The organism is Streptomyces sp. NBC_01003 (assembly GCF_045162695.1).
GTDB lineage: Bacteria > Actinomycetota > Actinomycetes > Streptomycetales > Streptomycetaceae > Streptomyces.
On sequence record NZ_CP108707.1, the window covers coordinates 8,938,567 to 8,955,422 of the forward strand.

Genomic DNA, 16,856 nt, shown 5'->3' on the forward strand with positions numbered 1-16,856 from the left:
AGCCTCAGCGGGTGTGGTGTCGTAGGCGGATCGTCAGCCGTGGGGTGTGCACCAGGGCGAGCTGACGGCACTGCTCCTGCAGAGCCTGGGTGAGGTCGTTGCGGACGACCGCAGTGTCGCGGAAGCCGACCTCCGCGCGGGCTATGACACGGCGGCGCCTGACCCGGAGCCGGGCATGGCTGACGCCGGGGACCCGCATTGCGGCATCACGCAGCACCATTGCGGCGCCCTTGCGATCTAGCCAGGCCCCAATCTCCGTGGACTCCTCGGGTGCCCGCAGGGGCAGGAGTCGGCGCAGCCCGGGTGTGAGGGCGAGGATGAGTAGCCACAGGCCGAGAAGGACGGCGACGGCGCCCGTGGCCAGCAGCCAGGGGTCGTCGACGGGCCGGGTGGTCATCTCCTCGGCGATGCGGGTGCGCCATGCTCCAGAGCGGTGTCCCGCGCGCACCGCGATCACGTCGTACAGCAGGGCTCCGATGGCGCAGAACGCCACCAGAGCGACCACGGCGGCCGGGATGCGGCGTGCGGACCACAGGCGGGGTGATCTCGCCCCTCGCCCGTCGTACGTTGAGGGCGTTGTCGCGGGAGCGCGGATATCGGGCCGGTCCGTTCCGGCTGTTTGACCGGTCGAGGCGGTTCGGTGTGACAGCGTCATGGTGTCCGCCCTCCGTCGTCTGTCGGGTGTGTTTGCTGCTCCGGTCAAGGCCGGTGCTGAGTAGGCGCAGGTAGTTGGGCTGCGGGATCAGCGGACGCGACCTGGCTGACCCGCGACAACCAGCCGCCGCACCGTCACCATCACCTCGCTGATGTCCAGACCGGTCAGGTGGGCCACCTGTTCGGTGACCTCGCGTTGCAGTTGCCGGCAAGTGGCGGTGATATCTGTGGGATAGGGAAGATCCACGGACAGCGCTAGCTGTGCCGTCCCGTTGTACGCAGTCGCGTGAGCGCCGGGTGCAGCCAGGTCCGTCAGCGGGTGCTGCGGTCCGGTGATCCGGTGCAGGGCTGTGCCGGCCACTCTCGCGGCGATGCGTGCCACGACCCGGTCAGGAATCACCGTCGCGCCGCGCTCCGCGGGCGGCGGTGGGCGCTGTGCGCCGTTCGCATACCGGCCGTCCGGGTGTTTGGACGACTCGTTGGCACTGGGGGCAGTACTCACCGTTGCCGCCGAGTGAATATGTCGGCGTCGCCCTGCAGGACGAGACCTAGGACCAAGCCCACCGCACCCAGGACGGCTACGAGGAGGAAGGCCCAGAAGCCGCCGAAGTATCCGGCGAATCCCAGTGCCATTCCGGCTGCCAGACCCACTGTTGCCGGATTCATCGCTCACTCACCTGTCCCTTGGGTGTTCTGCCACCTCGGGCGCGCTTCTTCCCGCCAGGGGGAGCACCGCCGGTAGCCGGAAGTCATTCGACGCGGCCCTCGGTTGGCTCTGCGTCGTCTTCGTCGGGCAGGTTCACGTCGTCGACGACGAGGTTCACCTCGACGACCTCGAGCCCCGTCATGCGCTCCACGGCAGAGATGACATTGACGCGTACCTCAGCCGCCACATCGACGATGGCGAAGCCGTACTCGACGACGACATCGATGTCCATTGCGGCCTGGCGCTCGCCTACCTCGACCTTCACACCGCGGCTGACGCCGCCGGTCCCTCCACCAGGGACGCGCTCACGAACGGCTCCGATGGCACGGGTCACGCCCGCGCCGAGGTTGTGGATACCGGGTACCTCGCGGGCGGCCGTCCCCGCGATCTTGGCTACGACGCCGTCGGCGATGGTGGTCTTGCCCCGGGTTTCGGGTGAGGCGCCAGCACCTGTCGGCCCTTTCAGCATGGTCGCAGTTTCCGTAGGGCCGTCCTGCTCGGAAGGGGGACGGTCGGTGGTATCCGTCATGGCAGTCACCTCGATCAGTCGATGCGGGCACCATCACAATGCCCGTCACAAGGTTCGACACAGCCAGGTGGGAAATCGTCACATAAATCAATAAATCGACTCATGACTGCTGAGCCGGGCACTCGTGACAAAGCGGGAAGGAGGTGCAGGCGTGAAGAGCAGCACCAGTCCTTCCTCGCGCCAAGGTGCCAGCGACTACCTGTCTTTCAGGCACCCTGCCTCCGGCACGGCCGATGGACTGCTCACCGCACCCGACGATCTGCTGGCGACGCGTGCTGGTGAGGGCGACGAGGAAGCCTTCGCCATCCTGATGCGACGCCACAGCCGCCTCCTGCTCGCACTGGCCCTCCACACACTGGGCAACCTCCAGGACGCCGAGGACGCAGTCCAGGACGCGTTCATCAGCGCCTGGAGGCGCCTGCCCGAGTTCCGTCACGCCTGCGCGTTCAGCAACCTGGATGTACCGCATCACCGTCAACCGCTGCTTGAATTCTCTGCGCCGGCGGCCGGCACCGGTACCGTTGAATGCAGTGGCGGAACCCACCGCCGGTGTGGACAGTTCGCCCGCCCAGGCAGCTGAAGCGGATGCTCTTGCCAGCGCCCTGGCCGACGCGCTCGGCGCCCTTGAGCCCCGTCAGCGGGTGTGCTGGATCCTGCGGGAACTGCACGGACTGCCCTACGAACAGATCGCCCAAGTGACTGGCACCAGCCAGCAGACGGTCCGCGGAAGGCTGTACCGGGCACGCCGATCCCTGAAGGAGATGATGGGCCCGTGGCGCTAGACGACCAACCCGCCCAGCCTCCGCCCCCCGGTTGCCTGCTCGTGCCGTCTGACGGCTGGCCCGGTGACTCCGTCGAAGACCCGGCACTGGACACAGCGACGAAGACCCTGCGGGAACGGGAACCGCCCAGCACGCAGCGCCTCATCGCCCGCGTCATGACCAAAATCATCCATGATCAGGTGTGGCCGGGGTCGACACTGCCCTTCGGCGGCCAAACGCACGCCCTGCGGATAGCTGAGCGCGCCGCGTCCGCCGTGCTGCGGCGTGCAGCGGACGAGGTGCCCGGCGTCACTACCGTCAGTTGTCGCCTTGCCCGATCTGACCTCTTCACGGGTGTGCGCGTGATCATGACCCTGACCGCCGAAGTGAACCGCCCTTTGCCTGAGACGGCCGGACTGGTGCGCCGCTCAGTGGCAGACACCTGCGGCCATGTCCTGGGCATGGTGGTGACCGCCGTCGACATCACGGTGGTCGAGGTCCACCACGCATCCGTGTAGCCGTACCCAACTGCAGCAGACCGAGCCGTGTCCGGTGCGCTCCGTCGCCCTTCGTCAAACCGCCGCAGCGGCGCCGCCGGCGATTCCGCGCTGCTGCTTCCGCGCAGACCGGAGGTTGATCGCCGCCGCGACAGTGGGGTGGCCGCGGCCCGGAAAGCCGCCTGACCGTCCTGCAGTCTCAGGTGGGAACCACGGCCGGATCCTCTGGAAGCATGAGAAGCCCAGCAGGTATTACGTCAACAGCCCCCCGGGGACGCTGACGTGGCCAATAGCTTGCCGACCGCACACCAATGCCCGGATCAGCAGGTGACGGGCCTTGAGACGTGAGCAACCCGGTCCGACGCGTGCGCTCGTCTGCTCCGCTCGAAGTGCGCTAAGCCCGACATTGGTCAGACTTGTATTCATGGCAGAAGAACGTCGGCCGCGTGCCGGGAAGTCCTCGACGACAGCCGCACGCCGCTCACCGCCCATGCGGGGAGCAGGCCAAGCCGCGCGGGCTGCCTGCCAGAGCCTGGAAGGGCTCATCGGCCATCCCACGGAGGGCGTATCGGCCGTGAAGCGTAACGATGACGGTTGGTGCGTCGTCGTGGACGTCCTTGAGCTGCCCCGGATTCCGGACACTACGAGCCTTCTCGCCTCGTACGAGGTGCAGCTCGACCAGGACGGTGAACTCATGGAGTACTGCAGGGTCCGCCGCTATCGGCGCGGATCCGCCGATGAGTGACTCTGGTTTGTCGACAATCGGAAGGACGCCCCATGCCTGCGACCACCTACTCCGATGAGGTAGTGGCGTGCCCACCGCGCGCCGGCACGTTGTACGACGTGCTCGAACTCATCCTCGATCGGGGCATGGTGATCGACGTGTTCGTCCGGGTCTCCCTGGTCGGCATCGAGATCCTCAAGATTGACGCGCGCATCGTTGTAGCGAGTGTGGACACCTACCTGCGGTTCGCCGAGGCCTGCAACCGGCTGGACCTGGAACGGGACTCGGGCAGCACCACCGTTCCTGAGCTACTGAGCGGCAGTGCTGCCAAGTCCATCGGCAAACGGAAGGTCCGCAAGGCCGCGGAGACCGTGGGTGACACCGTGCGCAAGGCAGTCGGAGGCCGCGACGACGACTCCGACGAGCAGGACGACGACGAGGAAGAGCAGCAGGAACGGCCACGGAAGCGGCGTGCTCCTGCCCGTGGCAGCTCGCGTCGACGTCCGGCGGAGGCCTGAGTTGTGACAACCGACGGGGTATACGTATACGCGATCATTCGGGCGGGAAAACCGCTGCCGACGGACTCAAGCGGTGTGGGCAGCCCTGCCGCCCATCTGCGAGTCATTCGGCAGGGCCGGGTCGCCGCTGTCGTCAGCGACGCGCCCGCGAACCTCCGCGCCAGACGACGCGACCTTATGGCTCATCAGGACCTTTTGCTGCGCCTCACGGGCCAAGGCCCCGTTCTTCCCATGCGATTTGGGATGGTGGCACCGGACGAGGAGACGGTACTCGCTCAGTTGGCAGCCTGCGAGGCGGACCACGTGGCTGTACTTGAGCATCTCGCGGACGGGGTCGAGGTCAACGTCAAGGCCTTCCCGGCACAGAATGCGCTGCGAAGCCTCCTTGCGGAGGACAAGAACGTCCGCCGCCTGCGAGATGAGGCGCGCCACAGGCCCGGCTACGAAGCCAACGTCCGATTGGGCGAAGCCGTCGCGAGCGCTCTGGAAAGCAGGGCCGCCGCAGCCGGCCGGCAAGTGCTGCGCGAGCTCACTTCCAGGGCGCGTGCCGTGGCCTCGGGACCGGAGGTCCACGGATGCGTGCTCAACGTGTCGTTCCTAGTGGGCCGTGGCGACAGCGACGGCTTCCGAAGCACGGTAGAGCAATTCGCTGAGGCACACCGTGAACGCGTTGAGTTGCGTCTTGCCGGCCCGCTGCCCTGCTACAGCTTTGTCTCCGCTGAAAGCGCTTCTGTTCGGACTGTCGGAGTCTGACATGGGTCTGATCACCGGAATTCTCACACTCCCCATTGCGCCGGTCCGCGGCGTGATCTGGGTGGCAGAAAAACTCAACGACGCAGCTGAGCGAGAGCTGCACGACCCGGGAGTGCTCCGCGCCCAGCTGGCTCTGCTGAACCGTGAACTTGAGGACGGGGACATCAGCTTGGAGGAGTTCGAACGAGAAGAGGAACGACTGCTCGATCGGCTGTATTCCACACGGGTTGGTCCCGCTCCGAACGATCGAAGGTGACAGGCTCATGAATGAAAAGGAAAAGGTGGCGCTTGCTGCTGCTGTAGTGGGCGGCTACGTGCTGGGGCGAACGAAGAAGGGCCGCATGGCTCTGTCCATTGCGACCTATCTGGCAGGCCGGAGGTTCGGCCTTGAACCTCGCCAGCTTGCAGCCGAGGGGATGCGCAAACTGGGGGAGATTCCCCAGTTTGCTGATCTGCAGGAGCAGTTGCGAGGGGAAGTCCTCCAAGCGGGGCGTCAGGCAGTGGCTGCCGCTGCCGACCGCGGGATGAGCACGCTGGCCGGCGCCATCAGCGATCGCACGGCCCGGCTCGGCGAGATCGCGGACGAGGACGAAGAGGACGAGGAGGAGTACGCGCCGGAAGAGGAAGACGCGGAGTACGAGGAAGAGGAAGAGCCGGAGGCCGAGTACGAAGAGGACCAGGCCGAGGAAGAGGACGAGGAAGAGGAAGAGGAAGAGCCGGAGGCCGAGTACGAGGAGGAGGACGAAGAGGAGGAAGAGGAGGAAGAGCCTGAAGAGGAGGCGCGGCCGCAGCGGCGCCGCAGGGCATCCGCAGCAGCAACATCCAAGAAGGCCGCACCCGCCCGCGCGAAGAAGAGTCGGGCAGCCAAAGCCGCGCCGCAGAAGGCTTCGCCGTCCAAGAAGAAGGCGGCGAAGAAGTCCGCGCCCGCCAAGAAGACTGCGGCCAAGAAGAGCGCGGCGAAGAAGTCCGCGCCCGCCAAGAAGACTGCGGCCAAGAAGAGCGCGGCGAAGAAGTCCGCGCCCGCCAAGAAGACTGCGGCCAAGAAGAGCGCGGCGAAGAAGTCCGCGCCCGCCAAGAAGACCGCGGCGAGGAAAACGACGTCATCGAAGCGAGCAGCATCCAAGCGCGCCGATCGTCGGAGGTAGCCAGTCATGACCAAGACGGAGAAAGACCAACCCACTGAGGAAGCTTCGGGTATGGACCAGCTCCGCGAAGAGCTGACCAAGTTCCTCTCCGCGCAAGTGGAAAATCTCGCCGAGAAGGCGGGAGAGAAACTGACGGACGTGACCGAGAAGCTCACCGACGCGTCCGAGTCCGGTTCGCTTCCGGCGATAGGATCCCGCATCCTGCAGGGTGACTCTCCGGTGAAGGCATTCGTTTCAGAAAAAGCAAAGGGCGTCAAGGACAACGTCGTGGGGAAGGTGAAGGACGCCTTCGGCGGGGGGAAGGGGAAACGCAAGTCCAGCGGCGGCAAGGTCATGAACATCATCGAGGTTCTCGATGTAGGGGTGCCCCTGCGTGACGCTTACGACTATTGGACGCAATACGACCAATTCAGCAGCTTCGCGAAGGGCGTTCGCGACGTCTCGAAGAGTGACGAGGTCGGGAGCGACTGGAAGGTTAAAGTCGGCCCATCCTCGCGCAGCTTCAAAGCGACTGTTCAGGAGCAGATTCCCGACGACCGTATTGTCTGGACCTCCGAAGGAGCCAAGGGCACCACTCGCGGCGCGGTCAGCTTCCATGAACTGGCACCCACCCTGACCCGAATCGTCCTCGTCGTGGAGTACTACCCATCAGGGTTCTTCGAGAAGACCGGCAACCTATGGCGGGCCCAAGGGCGCCGTATGCGACTGGACTTCAAGAACTTCCAGCGGTACGTCAGCCTCACCAATGAAGAACCCGAAGGCTGGCGCGGTGAAATCCGTGACGGTGAAGTCGTCGTGTCGCACGAGGACGCCATGGAAGAAGAGGACGCTGAGCAGGAAGGCGCCGACTCCGGTTACGAGGACGAAGCCGAAGGTGCCTACGAGGACGAGGACGAGGACGAGGAGGACGAGGAGGAGGACGAGGAGGACGAGGGAGCGGAGGACGAAGAAGCCGACGCCGACGCCGACGGCGAATACGAGGACGAAGACGAGATGGAGGACGAGGAGGAGGACGAGGAGGAGGACGAGGAGGACGAGTCTGCTTCCAAGAAGCGACGAGGACAGAGGCGGCGTCGTGACTGACGTCGACTTGCGGCAGACGTCCTATCCCGCCTCCGGCCCGCAGACCACCAATCTCGCCGACATCCTCGAACGTGTTCTCGACAAAGGGATCGTGATCGCCGGGGACATCAAGATCGAACTCCTCGACATCGAGCTGCTCACCATCCGGATCCGCCTGTTCGTGGCCTCCGTAGATACCGCGAAGAAGGCCGGAATCGACTGGTGGGAAACCGACCCGGCACTCAGCTCGCGCGCTTCCCGTAGCGCCCTGCAGGACGAGAATCGCGCATTGCGAAAACGTCTGGAGGCGCTCGAATCCAAAACGAAGGACGAATCGCCCGAGCAGCGACCCAAGTGACCCCGCAGCGAAATTCCCCATCCAGCAAGGAGAACCGAGGCACATGACGGAGCGCGGCCCTGAGCATTCGGACGCCCACGCCACCTACGTGTTCGCGGTCTGCCGGAACCCGGACCCGTCGGCCTTCGTCGGGCTGCCAGGTGTCGCCGACGAGGCGCCCGTGAGCATACTGCCGCTGGAGACACTGACTGCGATCGTCCAGAAGGTCCGAGCTCGCGACTTCACCGACGAGGCCTGGCAGGCCCGCCTGTCCGACCAGCGGGAGTTGGAACGTTACGCACGCGCCCACCATGACGTCGTCACTGCGGCTGCCGCCTGCTGCCCTACAGTGCCCCTGCCGCTGGCCACGCTGTACCACGATGAGCAGAGGGCGGCGGACGCCCTCACCAACGAGGCGGACCGCTTTCATGCAGCACTCAGGCGCATCGCGCACCATGCCGAATGGGGCGTAAAGGTGTATGCGCCACCCTGCCCACCGGACGATTCGAGCCGTAGGGCCGCGCCGGCCGAGCGGTCCCGACCGGCACCCGGAGCCGGCCTTGCTTACCTGGAGCGCAAGCGAGGTGTGCAGGAACGTCGCGACCAGAGCCAGGACGAGGCGCTGCAGGTTGCCGAAACGGTAGATTCCGAAGTCCGTCTCCTCGCCACGGCATCCCGTAGGTTGCGACCGCATGCCCCCCAGCTCTCCGGGGAACGGCGGATCCAGGTCCTCAACGCAACCTATCTGGTAGCCGAACAGCGCGCCGACGAACTCGCCCTGCTGACACGGTCGTTGCGAGCACGGACCGGGGTGGAGATCGAGCTGTCGGGGCCGTGGGTGCCCTACTCATTTATTGGTGAGGTGTAGACCGTGACCTACGACGACGTGGCGCCTTGGGACAGCCCCGGGCCACTAAACGGCCCCATCGGGGTGCCTCTCGTCGATCTGTTGGACCGACTCCTGGCCACCGGGGTGGTCATCAGTGGCGACCTGGTCATCGCCATCGCCGACGTTCCCCTGGTGCGCCTGTCGCTTCATGCTCTGTTGTCGTCCGTCAACGAACGCGTTCCGGCGCCCTGGGCGGACGGAGGTCCGTTGTGACCGAATCTCGACTTGATCTTGACTCCGACAAGGTGGGACGTGACCTCGTCGCCTTCGTGCTCACCGTGGTCGAGCTCCTCCGGCAGTTGATGGAGCGGCAGGCAATTCGACGTGTCGATCAAGGCGATCTCAGCGATGCGCAGGCTGACGAGATCGGAACCACCCTGATGCTGCTCGACCAGCGGATGGCAGAACTCTGCGAGCAGCACGGAGTCCGGCCGGAGGATCTCAACCTCGACCTCGGGCCACTCGGAACGCTCCTGCCGCGGAGCTGACGCTGCAGGCCTGCAGCCTACGAGCGACTCGAGTCCGGCCATCACGTGGAACCTGCTGCACCATCGAACTCGTGGCGTAGACCGCACATGCGGCAGAAGTTGATCTCGAGATGGATCACCAGTAGTGCCGTCGGCCGCCGACTGCGTGCCCGACGCTCCCCAGAATCCACAGCACAACTCCGATGATCACCAGGATGCCTCCGATGGTCCAGAGAATGCCGATTCCTGCCAGGAGCCCGATAACGAGCAGAATGACTCCGAGGATGATCATCTTTTCCTCCGCTACGGGAGCTCGACTCCCTGATCGTCGGATGCCCGTGAGTTTGGACGCAGACATGGGTTTTCAAGCACGCGCGCCGTTCGCGAGAGCTGGCCGCTTACGCCTTCGCGGAAGCGAAGCTCCTGACGTCCAACGTCATGATTGCGTCAACGCTTGAAGACGCCCTTGGAGTTCTCTTTCGCGCCCCGCATCATGCCCCGTGCTTCGAGAGCAGCGCCTTTCGCTGCAAGGGTTTCTTTGTGTGCTGCGTGAGCCGCCTTCCGCAGGGTCTTTCCGACGACCTGTTCGGCCTTTGCCTTGGCTCTTTCTCCGGCAGTCATCTCGATACCTCCACGGAGCCTCACTGACCCTGTGCCCGTGAGGCAGGGGATAAAAACATAAGCACTGGTGCCCTCTTCCTGTGCTAAGGGAACAGGAGCACACGATGAATCACCACATCGTCGCCGAGGTGGCGAGTCGGTGGGCGGTACGCTGAAGGAATGGCCCATGGTCCGTGGCGGCGCTACAGAAGTCCTGCCAGGCCCTGCTCGTCGAGGCGTGAAGGACTCTCTGGTGCAGCCGGCCCCGGACACCGGCTGCACCAGATGGCTAACCGGCGGTGCACGGCCGACTTCGACGCCCCGAAGCGCGGCGGCAAGGCCCGCCAGGCACAGCCGCCGACCAGGTGGTCAGTGGTCCACAGGGGAAGTGGCCGTTTGAACTCAACGTCAACGGCTCGGGCCCTGAGGGGAGTTCAGTCCCTTCGGGGCCCGTGTCCGTCTAGAGATCAGGTGTGCTTCCGGATCTTTCCCTTCGTTTCCTCTGCCCCTCCGCGGACGGTCTGTTCGACTTCACCAGCTGCCTTTTCGGCTTTACCCTTGAGTCGATCGCCCGTCCCCTTCATCCGCAGCTCGTTGTCGCCTGTTGCTCGTCCGACCTTCTCCTTGGCCTTGCCCATGGTCTCCTGGGCCTTGCCGTGCAATTTCTTTCCCGCACCAGCCACATGGATCAGCTCCTCGACTGAGAAAAGAGTCCTTCTCCATTGTCAGGCAAGAACCGGGAAATGACGCCGGAAAATTCCTTCGTTGGCGGTCGGTGAGTGATTGGCTACCGAGGGTTGTCGTGGCGATATAATTAGCGGGCGCTACGGGGATAACCTTTGGTTGGCGTCGCTATTAAAGCGTTACGGCCCTCGGTCGTCGTACCTCAAGTGCGATTCTGGCCGAGAACGAGGCTTGTGCACTCGGGTCGGCCGAGCAGGTCAAACGTCTCCTCGGCCCCGCCTTCGCTCGGTCCAGTCCCGAGACCCGTCTGGCCGAAGCTTGGCCTGGCCACTGCATGGAGTCACGCGGACGGCGGCAGCAATGTACCGAGTGGCCCCAAATCCAGATTCAGGTCTTCCATCGTCAGCCCGTACTCGGCACACAGACTAGCCATGCGTTCGTGAAGGACCATGAGCGTGGCACCGAGGCGCTCCTCCTGCTCTTCGGTGAGGTCGCCCTGGTCGACCCGGTGGAGCGCCTGGCGTTCCATGAGCTGACGCAACAGTTCCACAAGCGTGAGAACCAGCCTGACCAGGTCCCGTTCCGCTGTGTCAGGGTCGGAGCTGATCCGGTGTGAGGGTGCACGTGCGGGCTCGGCCCCCGAGGGGAGGTCACGGGGCGTGGCGGGGCAACCGGAAGGCGCGCGTGGCAGCCTCAGCGACCTCGGCTTGCCGCTGTGCGTGCCTACCGTGTTCTTCGGAGGTCATCGCTGTGTCCTGCTGTAGTGGGCGGGGGCCATGGCGAGGGGTTGTCCGGGCCGATGGACACGATCAGGGCGCGCAGCGATATGCGCACGAGGTCGATGTCGGCGATGGAGAGCACCACATCCCCGGTGATGACCGCGCCTCCGCTGAGCAGCCGGTCGAGCAGGTCTATGAGGGCGACCTGTCGGTCCGGTAGTGGGGCCACCTCGGACGATTCGTCTGCCGTCATCATGCGATTGGTCCGTCCATGGGAGGGTCTGACCCGGGAGAGGCTGCCGCGAACGAGTACGGAGCCCATGGGCCGGTGACCTCCACTCTCACTCCTTGGAGTCCCTCGGCAGCTCGTGCGGCCTGGGAGCGGAAGCTCTCAGCGCGGTCCATGGAGACGAGATACGCGTCGTTGAGGACGTTTTCGTCCCCCGTGGTAGCGAGGTCACCCTGCTGGACACGATGACGTGCACGGCCGACCGCGAACTGGCGCCCGGCTGCTTCCACCCGCTCGGCAGCCTGCTGCGCAGCCCGGTAGGCCTGGTCACGGACACCCTTCTGTGCCCTGCGCTGTAGAAGATAGGCCCGGCTCGGGGACAGAGCGCCGGCTTCGGCCGTGGCTGGGGCGGGAGTTGGAGCCGAGGGGTCTGCGTAGATCTTGACACCCCACTCGACGTGACCTGCGAGCCGAGTGAGCTGCTCGTCGAGCACCGCCGCTCGGTCGTCGAGCACCTCACGGGCGCGCGCGTTGTCGAGATGGACGGTTGCCAGGCGCAGAGGGAGAACGTCGGTATGGGCCGCGAGGGCGTCGATGACGCCGTGGTGGGCGCGGGCGACGGCCTCCAGCCACTCCATGTCCGCACTTCGCCCGTGGCGCGCTGAGCTTCCACGAGGACGACCGCCATCATCTTCCTGCGGACCTTTAGGGGAAGGCAGTTGTTGTGGTGGCCCCACGGCGGACGGTTTCCCGTCGACGTTCGATGCGCTCTGAGCATCCATGCCCCGACAACTGTGTGAGGCTTTCCTGCGGTGGTGTGGACACCATGCCGGCCGCTCCTCCAGCGCGCAGCACCTCGTCCAGCATGATCGGCAGGTCTCGTACGCGCACACCTCAGGCGTACCACCCCGCGTTCCACACCGCGGCGGTCGTGCCGACGATGCCGATCTCCCCGATACCCTTCGACCTCATGGTATTGACATGGGCGTCTCGCTCAGGAAGCCAGTGCGCCTTGATCTCGTCGACGTCCGCATTGGCAGTGATGTGGTGTATCGGCGTGGTCACAGCCCTTGTTGGGGCTCGTCACCCCCAGCCGTTCGCATAGAGCGTCGAGCAGCGTCGTGCACGTGTCGACGATCAAGCGACGCGGGGCCCCGTCGACCTGCAGCGTGGTGCCGACTCACGAAGGTGGCGGCAGAGCGAGAGTGGGCGCGCGGGCGCGGTGCGAGCCGTGGGGCACCGGGGTGGGTGGCAGCGTCTCTGCCGGGTAGTCAGGAGGTCATCCCCCGCCGACCGCATCCGTCTGCGTAAGAAATCGGGTGCCGCAGCGACCGTCGCTGGGAGGAGGCACCCAACTCCGAGGCCGGCAGCATGATGTGCTGTCGCCCCATCCGTTCCGAATCGGCTCAGATCCCTGTGTCATGCCCGAGGTGGGGATCCCCTTCGGGTCGAGGCGGTCCGACGACCTCCACGTGGGCCGGACGCAGCAGGTGGTCACCGACTCGGTACCCGAGGCAGAGGATCTGCGTACAGGCCAATCGGTCGGCGTCCGAGGAGACATGATGGGCCACGGCGTCGTGGAAGGCGGGGTCGAACGCGTCGCCCGTCTCGCCGAACGACTGAAGGCCCAGCGAGCCGAGCTGGGTTCGCAGGGTGTCGGCGATGTCGTCAAGACCCGGCGTGATCGGCTCGTGCTCGCACGCGCGGTCGACGGCATCCAGCACGGGAAGCAGAGCGTGAAGAACGTTGGCGACGGCGATCTCCCGCACGGCCATGCGATCTCGCCGTACCTGCTTGCGGTAGTTGTCGTACTCCGCCTTCACTCGCTGCAGGTCGGCCGTGCGCTCCTCGAGCTGGCGCCGCAGTGAGAGGTCTGTGACCGGCAGTCGTTCCTTCTCCATGGTCAGCCCGCCTCGGGCTTGTCCTCGTCGACGATCTCGGCGTCGACGACGTCGTCATCAGCGGCCTTGTGCTCGTCGCCCGGGGCTCCGGCCTCGGGACCGCCCGCGGCCTGCGCGCCCTGCGCCTGGGCGTACATGGCCTGGCCCAGCTTCTGCGAGACGGCGGCGACCTTCTCGGTGGCGGTGCGGATCTCGGCGGTGTCCTCGCCCTCGGCGGACTCGCCCTTGAGCTTCTCCTTCAGCTCGGCGATGGACTCCTCGACCTCGGTCTTGACCTCGCCGGGGACCTTGTCCTCGTTGTCCTTGAGGAACTTCTCCGTCTGGTAGACGAGCTGCTCGCCCTGGTTGCGCGTCTCGGCGGCCTCGCGGCGACGGTGGTCCTCCTCGGCGTACTGCTCGGCTTCGTGGACCATGCGGTTGATGTCGTCCTTGGGCAGGGCGGAGCCGCCGGTGACGGTCATCTTCTGCTCCTTGCCCGTGCCCAGGTCCTTCGCGGTCACGTGCATGATGCCGTTGGCGTCGATGTCGAAGGCGACCTCGATCTGCGGGACACCACGCGGGGCCGGCGGCAGACCGGTGAGCTCGAACATCCCGAGCTTCTTGTTGTACGCCGCGATCTCGCGCTCGCCCTGGTAGACCTGGATCTGCACGGACGGCTGGTTGTCCTCGGCCGTCGTGAAGATCTCGGAACGCTTGGTCGGGATCGTGGTGTTGCGCTCGATGAGCTTCGTCATGATCCCTCCCTTGGTCTCGATGCCGAGGGACAGCGGGGTCACGTCGAGGAGCAGGATGTCCTTGACCTCACCCTTGAGGACACCGGCCTGCAGGGCGGCGCCGATGGCGACGACCTCGTCCGGGTTGACGCCCCTGTTCGGATCTTTGCCCGTGAGCTCACGGACCAGTTCGGTCACGGCCGGCATCCGCGTGGAGCCGCCCACGAGGATCACATGATGGATGTCGGACAGCTTGACGCCGGCATCCTTGATCGCGTTGTGGAACGGTGTTTTGCAGCGCTCCAGGAGGTCGGACGTGAGCTGCTGGAACTGGGCGCGCGTGAGCTTCTCGTCCAGGTGCAGCGGGCCCTCGGCGGACGCCGTGATGTAGGGCAGGTTGATCGTGGTCTCGGTCGAGGACGAGAGCTCGATCTTGGCCTTCTCGGCGGTCTCCCGCAGTCGCTGCACCGCCATCTTGTCCTTGGACAGATCGACGCCGTGGCCGTTCTTGAACTGCTTGACCAGGTGGTCCACGATGCGCTGGTCCCAGTCGTCACCGCCGAGGTTGGTGTCGCCGTTGGTGGCCTTGACCTCGATGACGCCCTCGCCCATCTCCAGCAGCGACACGTCGAAGGTGCCGCCACCCAGGTCGAAGACCAGCACGGTCTGTTCGTTCTCCTTGTCCAATCCGTACGCCAGCGCCGCGGCCGTGGGCTCGTTCACGATCCGCAGGACGTTCAGACCGGCGATCTCCCCGGCCTCCTTCGTCGCCTGCCTCTGGGAGTCGTCGAAGTACGCCGGGACGGTAACCACGGCGTCGGTGACGTCCTCACCCAGGTACGCCTCCGCATCCCGCTTCAGCTTCTGCAGCACGCGCGCGGAGATCTCCTGTGCGCTGTACTGCTTGCCGTTGATGTCCCCGGCTTCCGGGAACCGCCAGCCGTGGTCTCCCATGTGCCGTTTCACCGAGCGCGCGGTGCGCTCCACGTTCGTCACTGCCTGCCTTTTGGCGACCTCGCCGACGAGTACTTCGCCACTCTTGGTGAAGGCCACGACCGACGGGGTGGTCCTGGCCCCCTCCGTGTTGGTGATCACGGTGGGCTCACCGCCCTCGAGGACCGAGACCACCGAGTTCGTCGTGCCGAGATCGATACCGACCGAGCGCGCCATCTGCCTCTCCCTCCTCTGTCGTGGTTGACGGCGTCCCGTCACACCACCCTCCGTTCTCACCAGGTCGACCCGTTGCAGCAGGAACTCGGGCCTGTCCACAATGCCCGTTTTGTATCTTTAGTACCCATGACTCGGAGGGCCACACGGCCCGCCCGGATGTAAGGGGCAGGCACAGGCAGCCACGGCGCAAGCCCGACGCACTCGCGGGCCACCACAGACTGGCGGCGGCCTTGCCGATGGTGGCTACCGGAATCATCCCCAGTGCATCGGTCAGGCGGTGGAGACATGTTCATGGGCCAGGGCCAGGGCCAGGGCCACGCCGGGGGTGGTCTGCTTCCCAGTCATGAGCGCTTGGTGAGGTCGCGGTCATGTCCGGGGCGGGGCGAGCAGGGCTCGCACGCCTCGGCTGGTGAGGATCACGCCGTCGTGGTGGCCAGGGTCGATGAGGAGCGCCAGGTCTTCGTCGGTGGGCCAGTTGGCTGCCAGCAGTCCAAGTTGTATCTGGTGACTTACGACAATGTCGGGGAGTGCCTGGCCCATTCGCTCTGCTGACGTGAAGACGGGGACGGCACGGAGGCGTGGCGGGTCATCGATCACGGGGAGGGTCAGTCCGCCCTCTTCCGGGTGGTCGTGAGTGCCGAGTTCTGTAGGTTCAGGAACGAGAATGTCGCAGGCGGCCAGCGTGTCCAGCGCGGCCAGGTCGTCGGGTGCTTGGTGGAGGTCGCGCAGGGCGTCCTGGGCGGCGGCCGCGAAAAGTTCCTTGGGGATGCTGTCGTCACACATCGTTTGTCCCCTAGTGGCTCCGAGTGGGCCGCCCGGCGCGGGTTCGCCGGGTGGGGGTCTGCCATCTCCCCGGTACCCGGGAGTGATCCAACTATGCGGCACCAGGGTGTCGGCGGCGAGGACGGGCCCGCACGCCGGCGATGGGGGAGGGGTGAGTGCTCTGAGCCGCGGAGATTTTGGTGGCTGCTGAGGCCGACAGCCGGCATCGGCTGCTGCGCGGGCGGATGCGGACCTGCACTGCGTCACCGCAGGCAACATCGGGGTGAGACTGCCGGGCTGCTGGACTGCAACCGGGGAAAGTCGCGCGCCAGGGATCGATCCGGCCCGGACCGACGCCGTGCTCACCGACGGCGAGTTCGAGGACATGTTCATCACCGACGTCATCGTCGAAGACCGGGCAGCCGCATGCACGCGGCGCACCGGGACAAGAACGACACCTGTGAGCTCCTGAGGTGGCTGTTGTTGTGCCACGCCCAAGGCCACGCTGTAGGCCTCTCGGCGGATTGTCAGGTCACTCGGGGACGGTGAAAGTAGTGGCTACATTTGTCGCCGATTGTCCTGGAGGCACCCTTGAGGCCCCACCCCCATGAGCAGCGAAGCGATGAGCCTGCGGCCGAAGGTCCTGAGGCATCCGTGCTGGACTCGGAAGGCGGAACCGGTCGGCCGCAGCCGGGGGCCTTCGACGCGGTGGTCGACCAAGCGGCCGGCGTGCTCATCGCCGTAGGGCGGATGACGCCGGCGGACGCCTGGGACGTCCTGCGGGAGACGTCCATGCGCACCGACATCAAGCTCCGGCACGTTGCCGAGCTGCTGGTCGAGTGGGGCCGCTCGGGCGTATTGTGCGCCGACATCCGCACCGAACTGGATCGCCAGCTCGCCCAGCGCAGGCGGGCGCCCAGGATCTGATCAGGCGCAAAGGGGGCGCCACGGCCCGGGCGGGGCAGTCGTAGGCACACTCGGTATTCCGAACTCCGACGCGGCACGAAAAGAACGGCGTTACGTGTCCTGGCGGTCG

The 16,856-nt window shown here is 65.8% G+C and carries 24 protein-coding genes and 3 pseudogenes; 13 read left to right on the top strand and 14 right to left on the bottom strand.

All coding sequences use genetic code 11. The features are described from left to right. Positions 1–4: 4 nt before the first annotated feature. The 3 genes from OG698_RS41040 to OG698_RS41050 form a co-directional block, all read right to left on the bottom strand. Positions 5–505, bottom strand: coding sequence for a DUF6286 domain-containing protein (locus OG698_RS41040; protein WP_406109245.1), 501 nt, complete (start codon positions 503–505; stop codon positions 5–7). 237 nt (positions 506–742) lie between these two features. Next, the gene (locus OG698_RS41045) at positions 743–1,036 is read right to left on the bottom strand and encodes an Asp23/Gls24 family envelope stress response protein (protein WP_406109247.1); all 294 of its coding nucleotides are present in this window, start codon (positions 1,034–1,036) and stop codon (positions 743–745) included. 367 nt (positions 1,037–1,403) lie between these two features. Next, positions 1,404–1,889 (bottom strand): Asp23/Gls24 family envelope stress response protein, encoded by a 486-nt coding sequence (locus OG698_RS41050; RefSeq protein WP_406109248.1) that lies wholly within the window; start codon positions 1,887–1,889, stop codon positions 1,404–1,406. A 199-nt stretch (positions 1,890–2,088) separates the two neighbouring features. Between OG698_RS41050 and OG698_RS41055 the strand changes: the two are divergent. The 12 genes and pseudogenes from OG698_RS41055 to OG698_RS41110 all read left to right on the top strand — a co-directional run bounded on the left by OG698_RS41055 (position 2,089) and on the right by OG698_RS41110 (position 9,063). Beyond that, a pseudogene (locus OG698_RS41055) lies at positions 2,089–2,671 on the top strand (RNA polymerase sigma factor). Between the two features lie 155 nt (positions 2,672–2,826). Continuing rightward, the gene (locus tag OG698_RS41060) at positions 2,827–3,168 is read left to right on the top strand and encodes a hypothetical protein (RefSeq protein WP_406109250.1); all 342 of its coding nucleotides are present in this window, start codon (positions 2,827–2,829) and stop codon (positions 3,166–3,168) included. Between the two features lie 403 nt (positions 3,169–3,571). Further along, a complete protein-coding gene (locus OG698_RS41065) occupies positions 3,572–3,892 on the top strand; it encodes a gas vesicle protein (RefSeq protein ID WP_406109252.1) in 321 nt (106 codons plus the stop codon). A gap of 32 nt (positions 3,893–3,924) precedes the next feature. Further along, complete coding sequence (gene gvpJ / locus OG698_RS41070) at positions 3,925–4,389, top strand: gas vesicle protein GvpJ (RefSeq protein ID WP_116501122.1); 465 nt, start codon at positions 3,925–3,927, stop codon at positions 4,387–4,389. 3 nt (positions 4,390–4,392) lie between these two features. Further along, a complete protein-coding gene (locus OG698_RS41075; RefSeq protein ID WP_406109254.1) occupies positions 4,393–5,142 on the top strand; it encodes a GvpL/GvpF family gas vesicle protein in 750 nt (249 codons plus the stop codon). A 1-nt stretch (position 5,143) separates the two neighbouring features. After that, positions 5,144–5,398, top strand: a complete 255-nt coding sequence (locus OG698_RS41080) for a gas vesicle protein GvpG (protein ID WP_100592667.1) — start codon at positions 5,144–5,146, stop codon at positions 5,396–5,398. A 7-nt stretch (positions 5,399–5,405) separates the two neighbouring features. Next, on the top strand, positions 5,406–6,287 hold the full coding sequence (locus OG698_RS41085; RefSeq protein ID WP_406109255.1) for a histone protein: 882 nt from the start codon (positions 5,406–5,408) through the stop codon (positions 6,285–6,287). A gap of 6 nt (positions 6,288–6,293) precedes the next feature. Beyond that, entirely contained in the window at positions 6,294–7,370 is a 1,077-nt protein-coding gene (locus OG698_RS41090; protein WP_406109257.1) for an SRPBCC family protein, read from the top strand. Continuing rightward, a complete protein-coding gene (locus tag OG698_RS41095; protein WP_406109258.1) occupies positions 7,363–7,707 on the top strand; it encodes a gas vesicle protein in 345 nt (114 codons plus the stop codon). The genes OG698_RS41090 and OG698_RS41095 overlap by 8 nt, the downstream gene beginning before the upstream one ends. Before the next feature lie 43 nt (positions 7,708–7,750). Beyond that, the gene (locus OG698_RS41100) at positions 7,751–8,554 is read left to right on the top strand and encodes a GvpL/GvpF family gas vesicle protein (protein ID WP_406109259.1); all 804 of its coding nucleotides are present in this window, start codon (positions 7,751–7,753) and stop codon (positions 8,552–8,554) included. A 3-nt stretch (positions 8,555–8,557) separates the two neighbouring features. Beyond that, positions 8,558–8,788: a gas vesicle protein gene (locus OG698_RS41105; protein ID WP_266678019.1), complete on the top strand. Its 231-nt coding sequence runs from the start codon at positions 8,558–8,560 to the stop codon at positions 8,786–8,788. Continuing rightward, entirely contained in the window at positions 8,785–9,063 is a 279-nt protein-coding gene (locus tag OG698_RS41110; protein ID WP_406109260.1) for a gas vesicle protein K, read from the top strand. Before OG698_RS41105 ends, OG698_RS41110 begins: the two co-directional genes overlap by 4 nt. Positions 9,064–9,178: 115 nt before the next feature. On the opposite strand, the gene OG698_RS41115 is transcribed toward OG698_RS41110, so the two are convergent. The 11 genes and pseudogenes from OG698_RS41115 to OG698_RS41165 all read right to left on the bottom strand — a co-directional run bounded on the left by OG698_RS41115 (position 9,179) and on the right by OG698_RS41165 (position 15,841). Then, positions 9,179–9,334: a DUF6131 family protein gene (locus OG698_RS41115; protein ID WP_399972587.1), complete on the bottom strand. Its 156-nt coding sequence runs from the start codon at positions 9,332–9,334 to the stop codon at positions 9,179–9,181. A gap of 155 nt (positions 9,335–9,489) precedes the next feature. Continuing rightward, positions 9,490–9,663 (bottom strand): hypothetical protein, encoded by a 174-nt coding sequence (locus tag OG698_RS41120; protein ID WP_406109262.1) that lies wholly within the window; start codon positions 9,661–9,663, stop codon positions 9,490–9,492. 217 nt (positions 9,664–9,880) lie between these two features. Beyond that, positions 9,881–10,007: pseudogene (locus OG698_RS41125) on the bottom strand (transposase); the annotation flags it as partial. Between the two features lie 102 nt (positions 10,008–10,109). Further along, entirely contained in the window at positions 10,110–10,325 is a 216-nt protein-coding gene (locus OG698_RS41130) for a CsbD family protein (protein ID WP_406109264.1), read from the bottom strand. A gap of 341 nt (positions 10,326–10,666) precedes the next feature. Next, positions 10,667–11,072, bottom strand: a pseudogene (locus OG698_RS41135) (gas vesicle protein K). Next, positions 11,050–11,298, bottom strand: a complete 249-nt coding sequence (locus OG698_RS41140; protein ID WP_406111568.1) for a gas vesicle protein — start codon at positions 11,296–11,298, stop codon at positions 11,050–11,052. The pseudogene OG698_RS41135 and the gene OG698_RS41140 overlap by 23 nt, the downstream one beginning before the upstream one ends. Then, positions 11,298–12,056 carry a GvpL/GvpF family gas vesicle protein gene (locus tag OG698_RS41145; RefSeq protein ID WP_406109266.1) on the bottom strand — a complete coding sequence of 253 codons (759 nt, stop codon included), beginning with the start codon at positions 12,054–12,056 and terminating at the stop codon, positions 11,298–11,300. Before OG698_RS41145 ends, OG698_RS41140 begins: the two co-directional genes overlap by 1 nt. A gap of 112 nt (positions 12,057–12,168) precedes the next feature. Next, a complete protein-coding gene (locus OG698_RS41150) occupies positions 12,169–12,339 on the bottom strand; it encodes a hypothetical protein (RefSeq protein WP_406109267.1) in 171 nt (56 codons plus the stop codon). Between the two features lie 341 nt (positions 12,340–12,680). Continuing rightward, on the bottom strand, positions 12,681–13,175 hold the full coding sequence (gene grpE, locus OG698_RS41155; RefSeq protein ID WP_406109269.1) for a nucleotide exchange factor GrpE: 495 nt from the start codon (positions 13,173–13,175) through the stop codon (positions 12,681–12,683). Between the two features lie 2 nt (positions 13,176–13,177). Then, complete coding sequence (gene dnaK, locus OG698_RS41160) at positions 13,178–15,058, bottom strand: molecular chaperone DnaK (protein WP_406109270.1); 1,881 nt, start codon at positions 15,056–15,058, stop codon at positions 13,178–13,180. A 366-nt stretch (positions 15,059–15,424) separates the two neighbouring features. Further along, positions 15,425–15,841 (bottom strand): SseB family protein, encoded by a 417-nt coding sequence (locus tag OG698_RS41165; protein WP_406109272.1) that lies wholly within the window; start codon positions 15,839–15,841, stop codon positions 15,425–15,427. Between the two features lie 633 nt (positions 15,842–16,474). Here OG698_RS41165 and OG698_RS41170 point away from each other — a divergent pair. Then, positions 16,475–16,747, top strand: a complete 273-nt coding sequence (locus OG698_RS41170) for an ANTAR domain-containing protein (RefSeq protein WP_406109274.1) — start codon at positions 16,475–16,477, stop codon at positions 16,745–16,747. Positions 16,748–16,856: the final 109 nt, after the last annotated feature.

What these genes read in the sequence shown, in the direction of transcription:
- OG698_RS41050 (WP_406109248.1), bottom strand. Translation starts at nt 1,889, where the DNA reads ATGACGGATACCACCGACCGTCCCCCTTCCGAGCAGGACGGCCCTACG.
- OG698_RS41060 (WP_406109250.1), top strand. Translation starts at nt 2,827, where the DNA reads ATGACCAAAATCATCCATGATCAGGTGTGGCCGGGGTCGACACTGCCC.
- OG698_RS41065 (WP_406109252.1), top strand. Translation starts at nt 3,572, where the DNA reads ATGGCAGAAGAACGTCGGCCGCGTGCCGGGAAGTCCTCGACGACAGCC.
- gvpJ (WP_116501122.1), top strand. Translation starts at nt 3,925, where the DNA reads ATGCCTGCGACCACCTACTCCGATGAGGTAGTGGCGTGCCCACCGCGC.
- OG698_RS41080 (WP_100592667.1), top strand. Translation starts at nt 5,144, where the DNA reads ATGGGTCTGATCACCGGAATTCTCACACTCCCCATTGCGCCGGTCCGC.
- OG698_RS41085 (WP_406109255.1), top strand. Translation starts at nt 5,406, where the DNA reads ATGAATGAAAAGGAAAAGGTGGCGCTTGCTGCTGCTGTAGTGGGCGGC.
- OG698_RS41090 (WP_406109257.1), top strand. Translation starts at nt 6,294, where the DNA reads ATGACCAAGACGGAGAAAGACCAACCCACTGAGGAAGCTTCGGGTATG.
- OG698_RS41100 (WP_406109259.1), top strand. Translation starts at nt 7,751, where the DNA reads ATGACGGAGCGCGGCCCTGAGCATTCGGACGCCCACGCCACCTACGTG.
- OG698_RS41115 (WP_399972587.1), bottom strand. Translation starts at nt 9,334, where the DNA reads ATGATCATCCTCGGAGTCATTCTGCTCGTTATCGGGCTCCTGGCAGGA.
- OG698_RS41120 (WP_406109262.1), bottom strand. Translation starts at nt 9,663, where the DNA reads ATGACTGCCGGAGAAAGAGCCAAGGCAAAGGCCGAACAGGTCGTCGGA.
- OG698_RS41140 (WP_406111568.1), bottom strand. Translation starts at nt 11,298, where the DNA reads ATGACGGCAGACGAATCGTCCGAGGTGGCCCCACTACCGGACCGACAG.
- OG698_RS41145 (WP_406109266.1), bottom strand. Translation starts at nt 12,056, where the DNA reads ATGGATGCTCAGAGCGCATCGAACGTCGACGGGAAACCGTCCGCCGTG.
- grpE (WP_406109269.1), bottom strand. Translation starts at nt 13,175, where the DNA reads ATGGAGAAGGAACGACTGCCGGTCACAGACCTCTCACTGCGGCGCCAG.
- dnaK (WP_406109270.1), bottom strand. Translation starts at nt 15,058, where the DNA reads ATGGCGCGCTCGGTCGGTATCGATCTCGGCACGACGAACTCGGTGGTC.
- OG698_RS41165 (WP_406109272.1), bottom strand. Translation starts at nt 15,841, where the DNA reads ATGTGTGACGACAGCATCCCCAAGGAACTTTTCGCGGCCGCCGCCCAG.